This window comes from Cyclobacterium roseum (assembly GCF_010119225.1).
GTDB classification, from domain to species: Bacteria; Bacteroidota; Bacteroidia; order Cytophagales; family Cyclobacteriaceae; genus Cyclobacterium; species Cyclobacterium roseum.
Genome location: NZ_WNKF01000006.1, coordinates 287,948 through 306,097 on the forward strand (window position 1 = coordinate 287,948; position 18,150 = coordinate 306,097).

Annotated in this window: 19 protein-coding genes; 11 read left to right on the forward strand and 8 right to left on the reverse strand. The window is 45.4% G+C overall.

The window, feature by feature from the left end; translation table 11 throughout:
- Positions 1-137: 137 nt before the first annotated feature.
- The 4 genes from GJQ68_RS11265 to GJQ68_RS11280 all read right to left on the reverse strand — a co-directional run bounded on the left by GJQ68_RS11265 (position 138) and on the right by GJQ68_RS11280 (position 5,063).
- Positions 138-368: a hypothetical protein gene (locus GJQ68_RS11265; protein ID WP_162417376.1), complete on the reverse strand. Its 231-nt coding sequence runs from the start codon at positions 366-368 to the stop codon at positions 138-140.
- Positions 369-373: 5 nt separating this feature from the next.
- The gene (locus tag GJQ68_RS11270) at positions 374-1,699 is read right to left on the reverse strand and encodes a S8 family serine peptidase (protein ID WP_162417377.1); all 1,326 of its coding nucleotides are present in this window, start codon (positions 1,697-1,699) and stop codon (positions 374-376) included.
- A 57-nt stretch (positions 1,700-1,756) separates the two neighbouring features.
- A complete protein-coding gene (locus GJQ68_RS11275) occupies positions 1,757-2,191 on the reverse strand; it encodes a (deoxy)nucleoside triphosphate pyrophosphohydrolase (protein WP_202927920.1) in 435 nt (144 codons plus the stop codon).
- 319 nt (positions 2,192-2,510) lie between these two features.
- Positions 2,511-5,063 carry a phosphoenolpyruvate carboxylase gene (locus tag GJQ68_RS11280; RefSeq protein WP_162417378.1) on the reverse strand — a complete coding sequence of 851 codons (2,553 nt, stop codon included), beginning with the start codon at positions 5,061-5,063 and terminating at the stop codon, positions 2,511-2,513.
- A 242-nt stretch (positions 5,064-5,305) separates the two neighbouring features.
- On the opposite strand from GJQ68_RS11280, the gene GJQ68_RS11285 reads away from it, so the two are divergent.
- The 10 genes from GJQ68_RS11285 (at position 5,306) to GJQ68_RS11330 (ending at position 13,665) form a co-directional block, all read left to right on the forward strand.
- On the forward strand, positions 5,306-7,612 hold the full coding sequence (locus GJQ68_RS11285) for a putative monovalent cation/H+ antiporter subunit A (protein WP_162417379.1): 2,307 nt from the start codon (positions 5,306-5,308) through the stop codon (positions 7,610-7,612).
- Between the two features lie 3 nt (positions 7,613-7,615).
- Positions 7,616-8,026, forward strand: a complete 411-nt coding sequence (locus GJQ68_RS11290) for a Na+/H+ antiporter subunit B (protein WP_162344291.1) — start codon at positions 7,616-7,618, stop codon at positions 8,024-8,026.
- 2 nt (positions 8,027-8,028) lie between these two features.
- Positions 8,029-8,382, forward strand: coding sequence for a Na+/H+ antiporter subunit C (locus tag GJQ68_RS11295; protein ID WP_162417380.1), 354 nt, complete (start codon positions 8,029-8,031; stop codon positions 8,380-8,382).
- Positions 8,379-9,887, forward strand: coding sequence for a proton-conducting transporter transmembrane domain-containing protein (locus GJQ68_RS11300; protein WP_162417381.1), 1,509 nt, complete (start codon positions 8,379-8,381; stop codon positions 9,885-9,887). The genes GJQ68_RS11295 and GJQ68_RS11300 overlap by 4 nt, the downstream gene beginning before the upstream one ends.
- Before the next feature lie 12 nt (positions 9,888-9,899).
- A complete protein-coding gene (locus GJQ68_RS11305) occupies positions 9,900-10,379 on the forward strand; it encodes a Na+/H+ antiporter subunit E (RefSeq protein WP_202927921.1) in 480 nt (159 codons plus the stop codon).
- Entirely contained in the window at positions 10,376-10,651 is a 276-nt protein-coding gene (locus GJQ68_RS11310; protein WP_162344294.1) for a cation:proton antiporter, read from the forward strand. The genes GJQ68_RS11305 and GJQ68_RS11310 overlap by 4 nt, the downstream gene beginning before the upstream one ends.
- On the forward strand, positions 10,644-11,027 hold the full coding sequence (mnhG, locus tag GJQ68_RS11315; protein ID WP_162417382.1) for a monovalent cation/H(+) antiporter subunit G: 384 nt from the start codon (positions 10,644-10,646) through the stop codon (positions 11,025-11,027). The genes GJQ68_RS11310 and mnhG overlap by 8 nt, the downstream gene beginning before the upstream one ends.
- Positions 11,014-12,165: a lactonase family protein gene (locus GJQ68_RS11320; RefSeq protein ID WP_162417383.1), complete on the forward strand. Its 1,152-nt coding sequence runs from the start codon at positions 11,014-11,016 to the stop codon at positions 12,163-12,165. Before mnhG ends, GJQ68_RS11320 begins: the two co-directional genes overlap by 14 nt.
- Positions 12,166-12,269: 104 nt before the next feature.
- Positions 12,270-13,307, forward strand: a complete 1,038-nt coding sequence (gene asnA / locus GJQ68_RS11325; RefSeq protein WP_162417384.1) for an aspartate--ammonia ligase — start codon at positions 12,270-12,272, stop codon at positions 13,305-13,307.
- 160 nt (positions 13,308-13,467) lie between these two features.
- Positions 13,468-13,665 (forward strand): cold-shock protein, encoded by a 198-nt coding sequence (locus GJQ68_RS11330; RefSeq protein WP_014020889.1) that lies wholly within the window; start codon positions 13,468-13,470, stop codon positions 13,663-13,665.
- A gap of 81 nt (positions 13,666-13,746) precedes the next feature.
- On the opposite strand, the gene GJQ68_RS11335 is transcribed toward GJQ68_RS11330, so the two are convergent.
- From GJQ68_RS11335 to GJQ68_RS11350, 4 genes are all read right to left on the reverse strand, one after another.
- Positions 13,747-14,691, reverse strand: coding sequence for a DUF4097 family beta strand repeat-containing protein (locus GJQ68_RS11335; RefSeq protein ID WP_162417385.1), 945 nt, complete (start codon positions 14,689-14,691; stop codon positions 13,747-13,749).
- Complete coding sequence (locus tag GJQ68_RS11340) at positions 14,678-15,064, reverse strand: TM2 domain-containing protein (protein ID WP_162417386.1); 387 nt, start codon at positions 15,062-15,064, stop codon at positions 14,678-14,680. Before GJQ68_RS11340 ends, GJQ68_RS11335 begins: the two co-directional genes overlap by 14 nt.
- Positions 15,049-15,351 carry a DUF2752 domain-containing protein gene (locus tag GJQ68_RS11345; RefSeq protein ID WP_162417387.1) on the reverse strand — a complete coding sequence of 101 codons (303 nt, stop codon included), beginning with the start codon at positions 15,349-15,351 and terminating at the stop codon, positions 15,049-15,051. The genes GJQ68_RS11340 and GJQ68_RS11345 overlap by 16 nt, the downstream gene beginning before the upstream one ends.
- 149 nt (positions 15,352-15,500) lie before the next feature.
- Positions 15,501-16,577 (reverse strand): oxygenase MpaB family protein, encoded by a 1,077-nt coding sequence (locus tag GJQ68_RS11350; RefSeq protein WP_162417388.1) that lies wholly within the window; start codon positions 16,575-16,577, stop codon positions 15,501-15,503.
- Between the two features lie 60 nt (positions 16,578-16,637).
- Here GJQ68_RS11350 and GJQ68_RS11355 point away from each other — a divergent pair, with 60 nt between their 5' ends.
- Positions 16,638-17,567, forward strand: coding sequence for a hypothetical protein (locus GJQ68_RS11355; RefSeq protein ID WP_235941418.1), 930 nt, complete (start codon positions 16,638-16,640; stop codon positions 17,565-17,567).
- Positions 17,568-18,150 lie beyond the last annotated feature (583 nt).

An 18,150-nucleotide genomic window follows, 5' to 3' on the forward strand; every position in this document is an offset into this window, starting at 1 on the left:
ACGAAAAATATTCAAATTTAGGTTCGTGATCTTTTTTTGTGTCGTCGAAAACTAACAATGAACCTGCCTGCGGAAGGGGTCTATGGCCCGGGGTACCCGTTTCGACACGAAACAGCCAAATAAACCCATCGCCGGGATTACTCCTCCCCTCCCAAAGCCCGGACCTGCCGGTCTTCTTCGATATGCCGGATGCCCTTGATTTTGAGTTCCTGTAGGTCCTTTTCCTTTCCGGAACTGCAACCGCTGATAATGCCAGCAAGCTTTAAAACGCGATGGATGGTGCAACCCCTGTCCTGCAGGCCTTTTGCGATCTGCTCTATTTGGGGCTCCGATCCGCGCTCGATAGATGCGATAAAGTTTCGCTTCATGGCTGTTACTCGTTTTGCTGAGGAGATTGTACCAGACCGGCCCCTACATCGCGTCCGGGAAGGGGCAAGGGCCTGGCCCGGGCTACCAGCTTGTCCCAGATTTCGCGGGCAGTAGCTTCGGGAAAGGCTTCCCGCAACTGCGCCGCCACACCCGCCACAAAGGGGGTCGCCATGCTGGTACCGCTGATGATGGCATATTCCTGGGGAAGTTTCCAGGAACTGAATATTTCTACTCCGGGCCCGGCAATGTCTACCAGCCCTCCATCGGGGTTCAACCCCCCACAGGAAAAATCGGCCACATTCGAACGGCGGTCCAAGGCCCCTACGGCCATGATATTGGGACAGTTGCCCGGATGATTGACCGCCCGGATCAGTCCCTGACTGCGCCGGCTGTCGTTTCCTGCTGCGGCGATAATCAGGGTACCCATATCCATAGCCGTGCCGGCAAGTTCGTTGTAGATATTGGAATAGCGGCTGTCTTCCTCTACCGAAGCACCCAGGGACATGGAGATCAGGCTGCAGCCCTCTGACACAGCCCATTCCATTCCTGCCAGGATACCACTATCACTGCCTACCCCCTCATTGGAAAGCACCTTCCCTATGTACAAGCCAGCATCCGAGGCGGTCCCGTAGCGGATGCCGCTGCTACCCCGAACTCCTCCGACGGCGATACCGGCGCAGTGGGTACCGTGGCCATGCGCATCATCCACCGTTTCTCCCTGTATAAAGGATTTCGCCACGACCTCTCTTCCCGCAAAATCCGGGTGGTCCAGGTACATGCCGGTATCCAGCACCGCTACCTTTACCCCTTTGCCGGTAAAGGAACCCGGCAAGGCCCCGAGGGCATTTAAACCCCAGTAAGCTTCTGCGGTATTTTCAAAAACGGGAGGGGCTACAGGAGGCGGGTCTTTGGGTGCCGGTCCCGGATTAGCACCGGGAGGATCTTTTTTTATTCCAAAGATGCGGCAAATCAATTGCCACAGGAAGTTAGTCCTACGAGTTTCTTCCAGGGCATACAAATAGCGTTCGGGTTCCTCGTATTGAAAACTTCTTTGAGAGTAGAGCAGGGATTTGATCTGCTCGTCGTGGTTGGCGTTGATTACGGCTACCCTGAATTTCTCGAATACGATTCCGTCTCCTTCTGTAAAGGCTTTCTGGTAATCTTCCTCGTGGCTACGATAGGCACTGGAGGGGGCCAGCCGAAGGGCCGCTCCTGAGGCTTCTTCATCGATCTTTTTCATACTGGCGTCAGGGGAAAGCATGACCAGTTTTTTGCCCGTGTACTTGGGACGATCTCCGGAAGGAATTTGGAAAGAAGTGTAGGGATCCATGGGACGGGGGTTTGGTTGAGGTTTGTTGGTACCGATGTAAAAGTTACCTATTTTTCCTTAAAAAAACCAAGCCTTTGCTTCCTGAATCTGTCTTACTATTGGTATATCTGCTGCTGCCCAGTCCAGGTCCAGCAGCTGCTCTGGCAGCATCCAGCGATAAGCCGTATGCTCCGTCAGCCGTGGCGCTTCAGCAGCGATCCTGGCCCAAAAGGGCACGAGGCAAATGGCAAGGTCCCCGTAATCGTGGCGCACGGGCTGCATTCTTTTTTCCAGTTGGATGTTCAGCCCCAGTTCCTCCTGAATTTCCCGGATCAGGGCTTCTTCCTCGGTTTCTCCCGCTTCCACTTTTCCACCGGGAAATTCCCATTTGAGGGGCATGCGCATCTTTTCGGACCGTTGCACCGCCAGAATCTGGTTTTGTGAATTGCGTATGACCGCACAGGTAACCAATAGCATGGAGGTGAAGGTAGGGCATAAACAGCTTACACGCACTTAAAAGGTTTAAAAAGTGGAACCATATAAGGGATTTAAGGACATAAAAGGGAGCGCATACATACTTACAGGCACTTATATGCCTTATAGGATTTAAAAAATTCAACCATATAAGAGATATAAGAACATAGAAGGGAGTGCGAATATACTTGTATGCACTTAAATACCTTATATGGCTTAAAAAGGAACCATATAAGAGATATAAGAACATAGAAGGGAATCCAGACATACTTATATGCACTTATATGCCTTATATGGTAAAAAAAAACAACCTACGGAATTGCTTCCATAGGCTGTTAACGTATGCTGAATGGGTGAATCAGGCAGCGTTTCTTGCCGCATTGATGATACCAAACATGGTTCGTAAAATCAGCTTCTGTAAAGCCGTATCTTCTTTGCCTTTCTCCAGGATGGTTTGTATCGCATATTGCTGAATGGTAATCAGCGGCAATACGATTTTTTCACGAATACCGATTGATTCCTTACTTAGAGGACTATCCTCCAGCAGGCTGTTCATACCGGCTACTTTCAAGATCTTTTCGTAGGAAAGTTGATACTCCCCGTACATTAGATCCCAAAAACCTCCAAATTGCTCGTCTTCCTTCAGGTAAGCCGTGGCAGGGTAAAAGGCCTTGGCCAGCGATTGCATGGAATTCCCCAGCAAGGACCGGAAAAACAAGGAATCCTTGTACAGTTGCTGCACCTCTTTCAATTTTCCTCTTTTCTCCATTTCCTCGATGGCCTTTCCTACACCGAAGAATCCGGGAATATTCTGCTTCATCTGCGCCCAGGCACCTACAAATGGGATGGCCCGCAGGTCTTCAAATTTCATGCTGCCACCTTTGCTCCTTTTCACAGGCCGGGAGCCGATATTGGTCATACCGAAAAACTTCAGCGGAGTGACTTTTTCCAGGTAAGGGACGAATTGGGCATGATTCTTTAGTTCCTTATAAGCATTGTAACTGATATCTGCCATTTCTTCGATCAGCTCCTTCTGCGTTTCCGTCAGACTATTTTCGCTGGAAGGATACAGGTGACTTTCCATTCCTGCACTTAGGAGTTGCTCCAGGTTATAGGAGCAGCTTACCGGTTTGCCATAATTGGCACTGATGGTTTGTCCCTGTATGGTAATCTGGATTTCCCGGTTTTCCACGTTTGGTCCCAGCGAGGCATAGAAATTATGGGTGTTTCCACCACCTCGTGCGGGTGGCCCTCCCCTGCCGTCAAAGAAGACCACATCAATTCCTTCCTCTCTGGCCACAAGGGTCAATTCTTCCTTGGCTCGTAAAATGGACCAGTTGGCCCGGATGTATCCGCCGTCTTTGGTACCATCGGAAAAGCCAAGCATGATCGTTTGCTTGTCTCCACGGTGCTTTAAATGATCCCTGTATATTTTATTGTGGTATAAGGATCTCATCACCCCCGGTGCTGCGGCCAAATCATCGATGGTCTCGAATAAGGGAACAATATCCAAAAACAAATCACCTCCTCTGGCAAGGAGCAGTTTATTAAGCTGGAAAACCTCCATGATATGAAGCACCGATTGGTTATTGGAGATGATATACCGGTGACAACCCATCGGGCCGTTGCTTTTTTGTATGTAGGCGATGGATTCGATGCTCTGCAGCATTTCCCTGTGAAAAGGGTCTTCCAATGTATCTATCGCAGGTAACTTGGAAGTGCCGAGCACTTTTTGGATCTTGCTTTCCTCATCTCCTTCGTGGTAGGATTTCAAGCCTGATTCCCCTTCTTTTTCACCAATGATGGCATCCCATAAGCTGTCGTGCTTTCTGCTGTCCTGCCGCACATCCATGCTGGCGAAATGGAAGCCAAAAACCCGCACTTTCAGGATAAACTCATCCAGCAATTCCAGAGAAAGTCCTCCATGGTCTTCGATGATTCCCTTTCTCGCCTGATAAAGCACCTCCAGCAGGTCGTCTTTGGAGTGGAACATTTCCCCGCCTCCGCTAAACAGGGTGTTGTAAATCCCCCTTTCCGCCTTGATCAGGTGACTTTCCACGTTGTGAAAGGTAAGCCTTCTCCTTACTTTTCGAATATCTCTATAGAAACACTTCAAAATGCTGTTTTGAAGCTTGTCGGCTACTTTTTTGGTAATGTCATGGGTCACATAGGGGTTTCCGTCCCGGTCTCCTCCCGGCCAGAATCCCACCTTCAGCAGGTTGGGGTTTTCCCAATCGTGCAGTGGAATATTCAATTGGTTAAGGATCCGAATCATGATATCCGAAATGCTCGGATAAAATACGTATTCCAAAAACCAGGTCAAACTTACAGCCTCTTCGTAGGGAGAGGGTTTCTCTTTGTTAATAAAGGCCGTTTTTCCCAATTGCCTTAACAGCAGGTCAATGTCGCCCAGGTCGTTTTTACGGATGGCCTGTTCCAAATCGGTAATGATCGCCAACACATTTCCCGGGTAAAACTGGGTAGGGTGAGCGGTAAGGGTCAGCCGAACGGAGAAGTTCTTCAGCTTTTCGATCAACTCCTCCCGCTTGTGATCGTTTTCGGCTCTGGAAATAAGCGCCGTCATGGTGCCTTTTCCCCTGATATCATTAAATTTTTCGTAAGCAGCATCCTCTATGGAATCAAACAACACCACCTGCCGCTCAATGTATTGTACCATTTTAAAGAGAAGATCGTGCCGGTCGGCTTCAGGTTTGTCCGCCATCAGCTCCTCAAAAAACTGTTGAATAATTTCCTTTGGGGATTTGTTTTTCTGAAAGCCATTTTGGCAAGCTTCAGATAAAATGGGTAACAGGGTGCCCGTTCTGTATATTTGGTCAAAGGGAAGGTCTAAAAACAGACTGTTATAGATCGTAAAGCGCTTCGCAACTTCAGTCTCGTAAATGTTTGCCATGATAAATGGGATTAATTTTAATCTTTCGAATTACTCAAAAATGCACATTTTTTTCTTTCTATACACCTATATCATCTTAAATTTTACGCAGACCAAAGGGTTTTTTATTTATTTTACTTACAATCAGGATATTACTCCACCTTCTCTAGGGTCGAACTTAGATTCACATGCCAGTAGGCTGTCCTATCCAAGTTTTTTTGTATTTTAGGCTTTCGAAAATCAACCTCCATAAACCAGCGCTGATGTTAACCGCAGTAATCTCGGGATTTATTTTTGCATTACTCATACCTATTATCCTCGGTCGGCTAAAATCCATTTCAACGCTATGGGTGGCATTGTTGCCCTTAACCCTATTTATATACTTCCTTTCCAAGATTCCAGAACTACTAGCTGGCAATCCCATAAAACCCAGTTACCAATGGGTCCCTTCCCTGGGAATCAATCTGGATTTCTACCTGGACGGTTTGTCCCTGTTGTTTGTTTTATTGATCAGTGGGGTAGGCACCTTGGTTTTTGTCTATACTTCTGCCTACCTGAAGGGCCACCACTACCTGGATCGGTTTTATGCTTACTTGTCTTTATTCATGGCTTCCATGCTGGGGCTGGTCCTTTCTGACAATATCTACACCCTTTTCTTATTTTGGGAGCTAACCAGTATCAGTTCCTTCTTTCTGATCGGATTTAATAACGATAAGAAGGATTCCCGAAAATCGGCCCTGACTGCGTTGGCTATTACCGGTTTCGGAGGCTTGTTTCTATTGGCCGCCATGGTCGGACTGGGACAGATAACCGATGCCTACCAGATTTCGGCTATGGCTCCAATGGCTGATGCCATCAAAGACCATTCGCTGTACGGCTGGGTCTTATTCTTTTTATTTATAGCGGCCTTTACCAAATCCGCCCAATTTCCCTTTCATTTTTGGTTACCGGGGGCCATGAAGGCACCTACTCCCGTTTCGACATACCTGCACTCTGCCACCATGGTAAAAGCCGGAGTCTACCTTTTGGCGCGATTTACCCCCGTTTTAGGGAGTCACGAATGGTGGAACGGAACGTTGATCATCGTTGGAGCGCTTACCATGGTATACGCCGCCATCCATGCCCTTTTCCGTATTGATTTAAAAGGAATTCTGGCTTACTCGACCATTTCTGCGCTGGGAATCCTGGTTTTTCTCATCGGCCTGGGTTCCCCCGATGCCTTACTGGCTGCCTCGATTTTCATCTTGGTTCATGCGCTTTACAAAGCCACCCTGTTCCTCGTTACGGGCATTATTGATCACGAAACCGGCACGCGGGATGTGACGCAGCTAGGGGGCTTGAATAAGGTCATGCTGCCGGTAGGAATCGCAGCCATGCTGGCAGCTCTATCCAATGCGGGGATTCCCCCCTCCTTTGGATTTGTAGGAAAGGACCTGATTTACGAAGCGACACTGGGAATGGGAAATTTGGCCTGGCTCTTAACCTGCCTGGCCATCCTTACCAATGTGGCCTTGTTGGTGGCTGGTTTCGTAGCGGGCATCAAACCATTTTTAGGCAAACTGCCTGAAAAATTTAAAAATGTTCATCTGCCAGCCCCTTCCATGTATGTTCCGCCCTTAATCCTTGCCAGCTTGGGTATCCTTTTTGGATTGTTTCCCGGGGTATTGGAAGGAGGGTTGATCAAGCCGGCGGTGAGCAGCCTCACGGGTACTACTCCCGATTTCCATTTGCAGTTATGGCATGGTTTCAATTTGATCTTTCTTCTGAGTCTGATCACCATCGGATCGGGAACGCTGCTGTATTTCTTTCTAAAACCTTCCGAAAGCCTGCTGAAAAAAGTAAGTACTTTCGACCGGCTTTCTCCGCAATCGCTCATCATGGGCATATCCCGGGGATTTGCGCTCGCGGGAAAAGGATGGACGGGTTTTTTCCAAAACGGGTATTTGCGCTATTACCTGATCACCATTCTTGGTTTTCTTTCACTTTTGCTGGCCTACCGCTTGTTTATAGGAGTAGACTTGCTGATCAATACGGACGTAATGACCGAAGTCACCTTCTACGAGGCGGTGGTTTTACTGGTCATGGCCGTCGCCATACTATTTACGGTTTTCTCCAAATCCAGGCTGGCAGCCGTCGCTTCGCTGGGAGTGGTAGGGTATTCTTTTTGCCTGATTTTCCTGTTCTATTCAGCACCGGATTTGGCCATGACTCAATTTTCCATCGATACCCTGACGGTCATTTTATTTGTGTTGGTCCTTTATAACCTGCCCAAATACCTAAAGCTATCCGATACCCGGGTACGGATTCGGGATGGATTATTGTCACTCATCTTTGGTGCCCTGATTAGTATATTGGCTTTGGAAGTGATGAGTGAATCCCTAAGTAAGGAAACGAGTGAATATTACGCAGAAAACGCCTACATTCTGGGCAAGGGTAAAAATGTAGTAAACGTCATACTGGTCGATTTCAGGGGATTTGATACCATGGTGGAAATCACCGTTTTGGCCATTGCCGCAATCGGCGTTTTTGGCCTGTTGAAATTACACCTTAGAAGTACCGAAAAAGAATAACCTATGAAGACAATCATATTCAAATCTGCTTCCGTCTACCTGCTTCCGCTGTTATTACTCTTTTCAGTATTTATTCTGCTTAGGGGCCATTATCTTCCAGGGGGTGGATTTGTTGGCGGGTTGATGGCTTCCATTGCTTTTGTGATCCATTCCTTTGCCAACGGAGTCGAAAACACGAAAAATATCGTAAAATTCCATCCCGGATTTTTGATGCCGGTTGGTTTGGCACTGGCCCTGCTGGCAGGCAGTCTGCCTTTATTTACAGGCGAAACCTTTATGACCGGACTGTGGATGGATCAGCCCGTTCCGGTTATCGGTACGGTCGGTACTGCCTTGTTTTTTGACACAGGCGTGTATCTGGTAGTGATCGGGGTCACCCTCACCATTATTTTCACCATATCTGAAGGGCTTTAAGTATGGAACTATTATTGGTAATTATCATAGGTTTATTATATGCCGCAGGTATCTACATGATGCTGAGGCGCAGCCTGGTTAAATTAATTATTGGGTTGATTTTGCTTGGTAACGGTGCCAACTTACTCATCTTTTTACTGGGAAAGATCGTGAAGGGAAAGCCCCCTATCATAGGCCCAAACGAGAAGATGTTGGGTGAAATCTATGCAGACCCGGTACCTCAGGCACTCATTCTAACGGCTATTGTTATCAGTTTTGGCCTGCAGGCTTTTGCCATTATATTGATAAAAAGGGCCTATAAAGTAGTAAAAACAGACGATCTGGACGAAATGTACGCAACCGACGAAGATTTATGAGCAACCCCTATATTGTTTTACCGGTCATTTTCCAGCTTTTTGTTGCCGTAACATTGATGTTTTCCTGGACCAACAAAAACCTGCAAAAGCTGATTTCTGTTGTTGGGTCTCTTATTGCCCTACTGATCAGTATTTTGCTTTTGATAAAAGTCAATCAGGAGGGGATCCAAACCATGCAGGCGGGCGGTTGGATCGCTCCTTTTGGGATCACCTTTGTAGCCGATACCTTTAGTGCCTTGTTGGTTTTACTCACCGCTATTTCCGGCCTTGCCGTAAGTGTGTTTTCCGTCGGCAGCATCCGCAATGCGCGGGTCAGATTCGGTTATTTCCCCATACTCCATTTATTGATCATGGGACTTAGTGGTGCTTTCCTGACAGGAGATATTTTTAATCTATATGTATGGTTTGAAATCATCATCATTTCATCCTTTGTACTGATCACCATTGGTGGGGAGAAGGCTCAGTTAGAAGGGGCGATCAAATACGTAGCCATGAATCTGTTGGCATCGGTAGTTTTTCTCACGGCAATTGCCATCCTCTATGGGCTGACCGGAAGTCTCAACATGGCCGATCTTTCCCTACAAGTGGCAAAGGTGGAAAACCGGGGCTTGGTTAACGTAACCGCTATCTTATTTCTGGTGGGTTTTGGAATCAAATCGGCCGTTTTCCCCCTCTATTTTTGGCTACCGGCATCCTATCACACGCCACCACCGGCTATATCGGCTATATTCGGTGGGTTGCTTACAAAAGTAGGAGTGTATGCCATGCTACGGGTGTTTACACTGATATTTGTCCCAGACACATTTCTTACCACGGTCATTACCGTTATGGCCATGTTGACTATTTTCTCGGGAGGAGTCGGTGCCTTGATGCAAAATAATATCCGAAAAGTATTCAGCTACCTGATCATCTGCCATATCGGATTTATGTTGGCCGGTCTTGGTATATACAGTACCCTTGCCCTTGCAGGAGCCGTATTTTATCTGGTTCATGACATTGTGGTTAAAACCAATTTATTCATGGTTAGCGGTTTGGTTTTCAAAATCAAGGGCACCTATTCCATGCGGCTACTGGGTGGCTTTTACAAAGAACAGCCACTGATGAGTCTCCTGATGGCTATTCCGTTGTTTTCGTTGGTTGGTATTCCTCCCCTATCGGGTTTCTGGGGGAAGCTCTTGCTCATCCAGGGTGCCATGAACTCGTCCAATATTTTATTGATTGGCTTCATACTATTGGGAAGTTTCCTTACCTTATTCATCATTGCCAAACTATGGTCGGAGGTGTTTTGGAAAGATCCACAGGTATTACCCAAGAAAGAGCACATCAAATATTTTGATGAGTTAAAACCCCTAAAAAAGCGAGCGATGCTGGCTTCGGTGGTTTTTCTATCCATCCTTTCTTTGGGAATAGGTTTCGGGGCGGAGTGGGTCATGCGGATAGCAATGACCGTCGCCGGGAATCTAATGGATCCGTCTGCCTATATACAAGCCGTTTTAGGAACTTAAATCGCACTAAAAATGATAAAAACCAGATTTCTCAGCAATCTTCTTCTTTCCTTTATCTGGCTGGCGGTCACGGGTACTTTTTCATTCGTGAATTTTGTATTTGGGTTTTTATTGAGTTTTTTCCTGCTGTGGCTGATATCCAGAAACAGTGGGGAAAACAAGTATTTTCACCGGGGACCCAAATTGATTGCTTTTATTTTCTTTTTCCTTTACGAGTTGATAAAGGCCAACCTTCAGGTAGCCTATGACGTGGTGACACCCAGCTATTATATGAAACCGGGGATTATCAAAATTCCCCTTTCGGCTAAGTCGGATTTAGAAATTACCCTATTGGCCAATTTGATTACCCTGACTCCCGGAACCCTCAGCCTGGACGTGTCAGATGACCGCAAAGTATTATACGTGCATGCGATGTACGTAAACGACAAGGAAGAATTTGTCGCCGGCATTAAAAATGGATTTGAACGGAAGTTATTAGAGATATTGAGATGAGTGTAAACGACTATTTATACCTGGTGATACTGCCCATTCTCGCTGCATCCACCATGTTGATATTTATCAGATTTATCATAGGCCCTACCCTTTCTGACCGGGTGGTTTCCCTTGACTTGCTACTGACTACCGGAATCGGGATCATTACCATTTACAGTATTCATACCAATCAGCCCGCATTTTTGGATATTGCGATGATCATGGCGCTGATTGCCTTTTTAGGTACCGTAGCCTTTTCCTATTATTTAGAAAAACGAGAAAAAAATGAGTGATTATTGGATCATAGGTTTGAGTTCCCTGGGTGCCTTGTTCATCCTTTTGGCGGCGATTGGCGTGATAAGAATGCCCGATCTTTACCTCAGAATTTCGGTTACTACCAAGGCTGCCACGCTGGGTATTGGTTTGCTGCTCATCGCAGCAGCCACCTATTTCAATGAGTTTGGGATTTCTTCACGCGTTGCCGCGATCATCCTTTTTATGCTGCTGACAGCTCCTGTGGGTGCGCACATGATTGGAAGAGCCTCCTATTTTACCGGTGTGAAATTATGGAAACATTCCAAAGTAGATGATCTCAAAGGAAAATACCATCCCAAAAGTCACGAATTGGCCAGTGACATGAAAACCGAAAAGGAAAATGAATCGAAGTAACTTATCCGTTGCCACACTCCTGTTCCTTTCCCTGGCATGCAGTCCCAGCGAAACAAAGGAAGAAGGAAATAAATCTCAAGATATGTCTGCTACTTATGTATTTCTTCTGGGAACCTATACAGACCTACCCGAACAAGGCATCCACCTGGCTAACTTCAGTCCTGAAAATGGTTTCGACGTCTTGGCTACCGCTTCCGAACCCGAAAACCCATCGTTTGTCATCGCTAACAAGGACCAAAATCTAATCTTTTCGGTAGAAGAAACCAGCGGTGCCGAGGGAGGAAACGTATCTAGCTTTCAGTTATCCGCTAATGATATTTCAATAATCAATACCGTATCCGCAGCCGGAAACAGCCCCTGCTACCTAAGCCTGGATCCTTCAGAAAAATTTCTGCTTGTAGGTAACTACTCGCAGGGAAACTTTTCGGTAATCCCCGTAGAAAGTAATGGAAACCTTAACCCGGCCGTTCAGGTAGTGCAGCATGAAGGAAGTAGCGTTAATCCTGGCCGACAACGGCAGCCGCACGTCCATTCGACCGTCTTTCATCCGAAGGACGGCAAACTGTTGGTGGCCGACCTGGGTACCGATGAAGTGGTGGTATATAACTTTGATTCCCAAAAGGAAAAACCTCTGGAAGAAACTCCTAATTTCAGATTGAAGGTCGCTCCCGGAGCCGGGCCCCGGCACATGGTCTTTAACGAAAGCGGAGACCGCTTGTATCTGGTGCATGAAATAACGGCCGAAATTGGGGTGTACCATTATGAAGAGGGCTCTATAAAACACCTGGAAACTCATTCTCTATTGCAGGAAGGATTTGAGGGAACCGTGGGGGCGGCTGAGGTTCGGCTAAGCCCCGACGGAAACCACTTGTATGTCTCCAACCGGGGAGATGCCAACGAAATTATTGGATTTGAAATAGGTAAGGATGGTGGTTTGCACCGTATTCAAACGCTTTCATCAGAAGGTAAAGCGCCACGTAACTTTAATATTACTCCAGATGGAGCTTATGTCCTGGTAGGCAACCAAAACTCCAATACCCTTCTTGCTTTTAAACGGGATGCAAAAAGCGGCTTATTATCCATTACCGACCATCAACTTGATATTCATAAACCCGTCTACATAAACTTCCTGCCGTAGATCCGTGATTCGGTCGGTATATTTTCGGGTATCAATTCTTTTACTTAATATTGTGGCCATTTCGGCATCGCCGATACGTTTTTTCCAAAAGTAAAAGCAAGAAAATGACTGCCACAACGGAGCAAAAATACCACTGTTTACTTAACAGGAGGGAAACAGAAAAGGCCATTGACCTGATCAAAACCATGTTTCCCGTCATGATGTCCGAACGGTTAAACCTATTCAAAATATCCTGTCCATTGGCCATAATGGATGGCACGGGTATCAACGATGACCTGAATGGTATCGAACGACCGGTAAAATTCCCTATCCGAAACCAGGCGGATGCCACCGCTGTGGTGGTCCAATCACTGGCGAAATGGAAACGGTGGCAGTTGGCTGAACTAGAGGCGGAAAATGGGGAAGGTATCCTGACAGATATGCGCGCCCTGAGACCGGATGAAGACTATTCGGCTTTGCATTCCCTTTATGTAGATCAGTGGGATTGGGAACAAAAGATCACTGATAAGGATCGCAATCTGGAATACCTCAAAGCGGTTGTGGAATCCATCTACAGTATATTCCAAGAGCTGGAGAAGTCAATAGCGGAATCGTTCCCTGTTATTCAACCCATTTTGCCTGAAAAAGTCACTTTTATACAAGCCGAAGAACTCCTGCAAAAGTACCCGGATTTATCCCCCAAAGAACGGGAATACCAGGCTTGCAAGGAGCACAAAGCTGTTTTTTTAATAGGCATTGGCGATGTACTTAGCAATGGGGAAAAACATGATGGAAGGGCACCTGACTACGATGATTGGAGTAGTTATAATTCTGAGGGCCATAAAGGATTGAACGGAGACATCCTGGTATGGAATCCAATGCTGGAAAATAGTTTTGAACTTTCTTCCATGGGAATCCGGGTAGATGCCGAGACCCTGGAAAGACAGTTGGAAATTTCAGGTCAGCAAGAAAGGAAGCAACTGTTTTTCCATAAAAAGCTTCTGAATGGGGAATTACCACAAAGCATCGGTGGGGGAATCGGTCAATCCCGGACATGTATGTTTCTTTTACGAAAAAAGCATATTGGAGAGGTCCAGTCAGGCATTTGGCCCGCAAAAGAGGTGGAAAACTGCAAAGAGCAAGGCATTGAATTAATGAAATAAGTCCTTTAAATAAGGATGTATATTACATTTTGTATCGAATTTGTATAAAATACCATTTTAAGAAATCTTTTATTTTCAGAAAATAATTTTACCCAACTGTTTTTTTTGCGAAAAGAATCACTACCTTTACTGCCATTAATACAATCAATTAATTACAATTATGAACACAGGAAAAGTAAAATTTTTTAATGAATCCAAAGGATTCGGTTTTATCATTGATGACGAATCATCTAAAGAGTATTTTGTGCATGTCTCTGGACTAATCGACGAAATCAGAGAAGACGATGATGTATCCTTCGATCTTAAAGAAGGAAGAAAAGGTCTGAATGCAGTGAATGTGAAGGTAGTTAACGCATAACATAACATTGACATCAGTAGTAGAAAGCAACCCGAACGGGTTGCTTTTTTGGTTTTAGAGCAATTTGCAGTTGTTTTCTTTTTATGTTCCTTCCAATACCATCCGTCCGGATCGAAGTTTTCCCCGTATGGTTTGATCTGCGCCATGGTCAATAACTAAATCCTCACTACTGGATCGATCCCCGATACTTAACCTGCCGCTCCCCACACTAAAATCAAAATTAAACCGGCTTAGGTCCGTGTTGGTGGTAACTTTCATGTAGCCTGAGGATGCCGAAAAATAGCTCTCTGCCCCTAGTCCACAATCCTCTGCTACCAACATTCCAGAAGAAAGAGAAATCTCACCCAAGGTAGCCACCCTGTTCAAATCTGCCTTACCGGAACTCATCTCCCCGGTGACCAGGCCATCTACATCAGCGATTTGTACCAGGCCACTGGAACCTTTAAACCTAACCGAACCCTTCATGCCTTCCAATGACCCCATTCCGGAAGATAATTCCAGATCCAGATTTCCCCGGATATCTTCCAGTTGAACCTTTCCGGAAGAAATTTTCACCTGAAGGTTGGGTGAATCCAAATCCTTTGCATCAATACTACCGGAGCTGCCCCTGAGTTTAATGTTTTCGTTCTGAACATGGTATACCTCCAGTTTTCCGGAAGAATTGTACATGTCCAGCTCCATTTCCCTTGGTCCCTTCAAACTAATAAACCCATCAACCTGACTGCCAAACAAAAATGAAAAATCCATTTCGGAATCAAAACTGACAATGAGTTCATCTCCTGACTGCTCGTAGTGGATGCCCTCTATACCCGCGTCCGTTGATTCCAGGAAGGCTGTTAAATACACCTTATCGGTATCGTCGCCTCCGGTATAGCTGATTTCCAAGGCTCCCCCCTGTACACGCACTTTGCGGATTCCTTCAAAAGACGTGTCTATGTCAGTTATCGTTTCTTTGGGCAAGGGATTGCAGCCAAAAGAAAGGATTAGCATGACAGCGACAGTAAACTGTATCTTAATTCGACTCATTGGAATCCCCTTTTTTCAGATCCGTACTCATAGACATTAATGATAGCGTTTCGTGGGCTACCTTTAGGTTATATTCGTATGCAAGACTCTTGTAGTTTACCAAATCAACTATTGTCCCAATAAAGCATAAGCCTACCGTCAATAGGTATAAAATCCCCAATCCAATTTGTCCAAGGATAAAGCGATGTAGACCCGCAAATCCAAAAAAACCGATCAGGGTCAAAATCAAAACCATCTGGCTATCTTTTCTCCGGGCCCGGTATACCTGCGAAAAAAGACTTGCTTGTTCGTCATTCATATCTTTTAAAAGTCCTTGAATGTACCCCAATTCCATGCCTTCCAATTCCGGAAGATGCTTTAATACGTTTGCCATAATTTTATTTGTTTTTTTATTAGTAGAAATAATTGAAACTGACGCCACAAAATCACCAGTAAGGCAAAACCTCCCAATGGATGCCAGCTCCAGGACGTGTGAATCGCTCCATGCATGAAATAATGTAGGGAGCGCCCCAATCCACAGCCCGGACACCAGCTCAGCCCCAGGTTTGCCAGTGGACATAGACCGTGGTGCTGTCCGTCGCCCATCCCGTAGAAGTACAAGCCAACTAGCGCGATGGTCCAAATGAGAAATTCTAAAATTCCGGTTGGTATGCGTTGCATATGCGGAAATATACGAATAGAATGCCAGGATTGAAAAGCCGGAATAGGCCAGCCAGAGGCCGTTGAAGAAAATGGAGCGTCCGTTTTCGTAGCATTTTACGGCCGATTTCGGACATTCTTGGAAACGAATGCAGACAATGTAAAAGGGACTACCGTAATGGTGGAAGTGCTATGGACACGGGAGCACCCATCGATTTTTCGGACTGGACGATAAATTGTCGGTATAAAAGCGAATACTGGGAAGGAGACGATCCCATACTGAATAATCCACTAGTGGATAAATTCCGAAATACCCAATCGGGAATCAGGGAGGTTTTTCGAAGTCCCAGCACCTGACTTATTTCCTCACCCAGATAAAAGGCTACGATTGCCTCCATAAATGGCGCTAATTCAGGCCGGATCAATTCCTGCTGATAAAAATGAAGAAGTGACTGTACCAGGCTTTTTCCAGCATGAGAGGATTTCAAATGCCGCTTTCGGATGAGCTTTTCCAGCTCGAATGCTTCTTTACTAGTATGAGGCAAAAAGGCAGGGTCTATACCCAGGTAATACCCTATCAGCCCCCAGTATTGGAGCAGACCCTCGCGATGTTCCTTGCTCACACGCACCCCACTGCGTTCCATCCCCCGGGAAACCAGCAAACTGAAGGTGAGGTTTGTGGCCAGCAGGTCTTCCTGATTGATCGGCATCCCCCATTCAGGATTCCAATCCCGAGCGTATTTCTCAATAAATAACCGTGAAAGGGCATGAATCAAACGTACCTTAGCCAACACCAATAATACCTTTTTTTCGCCCAAAAAAGCCTGAGGGCGGTAACACTCCAGTACAAACAAGGCGGTTTCAGACAGTCGCTTCCCGGGGTTGTCAAGGATCTTTTTGGATCTAACCAATACCTCTGCGCCATCTGCAAACGCATAGGTATAGGGTAATGAATAAAATCCGAGCAAGGACAATATTAAAGATGCGTTTTTTTCAAAGAAGTACTGGGTTCGCCGAATTTGTTGTGGATCAATCAATGGAGGAGGCAACACGAAAACGTTGAAAAAGTACTTCAACGAATCCGGAAAAGCAGGTGGGAGGTTCTCAGGAATGAAATCCCAGGAATTGATGACCGATACAAGCTGCGGGTCTTGGATAAGGTCCGCTGCAGCGGCATCCGCAGGTGCATCCTGCCTTTTTCTTAATTGATCCAGATTTCCACTGGTATACAAATCCACTTTATTCACAAAAATCTAACATGTATTTCGTAAATTGGTTTAAAATAAAATATTAACCCGCTTTTTAGTATGTGGTACCATTCAAACCGTTCAGAATATAAAACAAGTTTTAGTCTTTCTCTGCTATCCCTGTTGCTCATTTTCGGGCCTGCTGCCTTTGGTCAGGAGGCCAGCGATGTATTTTTGGTGGATGCTAAAAAAAATATTCTGGGATTTAAGGTCTTTTCCGCTTCCATAGAACAGGTAACCGATAGTAAGCGCTACGACAATCAACCAAAATTCATTAATGATTCGCAATTGGTTTTTTCATCCGAGGACGATACAGGTAATGTAGAAGCCATCTTATATAGCTGGGAAAAAAAGCAGTTTACCAACATGACCAGAACTCCTGATAAGAGCGAGTTTTCGCCTGATCTAACCAGTTGCGGGCAGTACATTTCAACCGTAACGGTAGAGGAGGACAGTAGCCAACGAGTCTGGCTCTATCCCATCAATTTTGGAGAGCCTGAACTCTTGTATGATGACATCCAGCCGGTAGGCTATTACGGATGGCATGAAGAAACGGCTGCATTGTTTGTTATAGGGGAGCCTAACCGTCTGGTTTTTCCTTACGGACGGGAAGACATTCATACCATTGCGCAAAACACCGGAAGAAGCATTCAAAAACGGCCGGGAACTGATGAAATTATCTTCCTGGACAAAAACAATAACATCGTAGTAGATGGAAAAACCACCTTCGAGTTGAAGGCCTTTCACACTGAAACAAGGGAAATTACAAGTTTGGGTCTGGCACTGGGGGGATCAGAAGATTTTTGTTGGGTAGATAAGAACAATATACTGATGGCCAGGGGAAAGGAATTATTCCTTCGAAAGGTAAATAAAGGAATCGAATGGGAGAAAGTAGGGACCTTTACGATCCCTGGTTACGGCGATATCAGCAGGCTTTCGATCAGTCCTGACACAAAAAAAATAGCAATAGTACTGGAACGGCATGACTAAACGGATATTAGTTATTTAATCAACGCCAAAGATCCAATTAAGTAATCTGTGGTTCACACTTTCTTTAGCAATAAATAAGGAACCATATAAGGCATTTAAGAGCATATAAGTTTTTTTCTGGCCCCTTCAATGGCCTTATATCCCTTAAATGGTAAAAAAAGAGAACCATATAGGTTATATAAGAACATATAAGTTTTTTTTGATCCTCAAACTATCTATGTGGATCTGTGTTATCTGTGGCGCCCGATTTTTTCCGAAATAAATAAAAAACCATATAAGGCATTTAAGAGCATATAAGATTTTCCTACCCCCTTCAATGGCCTTATATCCCTTATATGGTTAAAAAAAAGAGGACCATATAAGATATATAAGAACATATAAGTTTTTTTTGATCCTTAAATTATCTGTGCGAATCTGTGTAATCTGTGGTGAACACTTTTTTCAGCAATAAATAAGGAACCATATAAGGCATTTAAGAGCATATAAGATTTTCCCTGCCCCCTTCAATGCCCTTATATCCCTTATATGGTTAAAAAAAAGAGAACCATATAAGATATATAAGAACATATAAGTTTTACTGAGC

Excerpts from the sequence above, each read along its gene's own strand:
- GJQ68_RS11345 (WP_162417387.1), bottom strand. The coding sequence starts at position 15,351 with ATGCAACGCATACCAACCGGAATTTTAGAATTTCTCATTTGGACCATC.
- GJQ68_RS11320 (WP_162417383.1), top strand. The coding sequence starts at position 11,014 with ATGAATCGAAGTAACTTATCCGTTGCCACACTCCTGTTCCTTTCCCTG.
- GJQ68_RS11285 (WP_162417379.1), top strand. The coding sequence starts at position 5,306 with ATGTTAACCGCAGTAATCTCGGGATTTATTTTTGCATTACTCATACCT.
- GJQ68_RS11265 (WP_162417376.1), bottom strand. The coding sequence starts at position 368 with ATGAAGCGAAACTTTATCGCATCTATCGAGCGCGGATCGGAGCCCCAA.
- GJQ68_RS11305 (WP_202927921.1), top strand. The coding sequence starts at position 9,900 with ATGATAAAAACCAGATTTCTCAGCAATCTTCTTCTTTCCTTTATCTGG.
- GJQ68_RS11310 (WP_162344294.1), top strand. The coding sequence starts at position 10,376 with ATGAGTGTAAACGACTATTTATACCTGGTGATACTGCCCATTCTCGCT.
- GJQ68_RS11330 (WP_014020889.1), top strand. The coding sequence starts at position 13,468 with ATGAACACAGGAAAAGTAAAATTTTTTAATGAATCCAAAGGATTCGGT.
- GJQ68_RS11295 (WP_162417380.1), top strand. The coding sequence starts at position 8,029 with ATGGAACTATTATTGGTAATTATCATAGGTTTATTATATGCCGCAGGT.
- GJQ68_RS11340 (WP_162417386.1), bottom strand. The coding sequence starts at position 15,064 with ATGGCAAACGTATTAAAGCATCTTCCGGAATTGGAAGGCATGGAATTG.
- GJQ68_RS11290 (WP_162344291.1), top strand. The coding sequence starts at position 7,616 with ATGAAGACAATCATATTCAAATCTGCTTCCGTCTACCTGCTTCCGCTG.
- mnhG (WP_162417382.1), top strand. The coding sequence starts at position 10,644 with ATGAGTGATTATTGGATCATAGGTTTGAGTTCCCTGGGTGCCTTGTTC.
- GJQ68_RS11300 (WP_162417381.1), top strand. The coding sequence starts at position 8,379 with ATGAGCAACCCCTATATTGTTTTACCGGTCATTTTCCAGCTTTTTGTT.
- asnA (WP_162417384.1), top strand. The coding sequence starts at position 12,270 with ATGACTGCCACAACGGAGCAAAAATACCACTGTTTACTTAACAGGAGG.
- GJQ68_RS11335 (WP_162417385.1), bottom strand. The coding sequence starts at position 14,691 with ATGAGTCGAATTAAGATACAGTTTACTGTCGCTGTCATGCTAATCCTT.
- GJQ68_RS11280 (WP_162417378.1), bottom strand. The coding sequence starts at position 5,063 with ATGGCAAACATTTACGAGACTGAAGTTGCGAAGCGCTTTACGATCTAT.
- GJQ68_RS11355 (WP_235941418.1), top strand. The coding sequence starts at position 16,638 with ATGTGGTACCATTCAAACCGTTCAGAATATAAAACAAGTTTTAGTCTT.
- GJQ68_RS11270 (WP_162417377.1), bottom strand. The coding sequence starts at position 1,699 with ATGGATCCCTACACTTCTTTCCAAATTCCTTCCGGAGATCGTCCCAAG.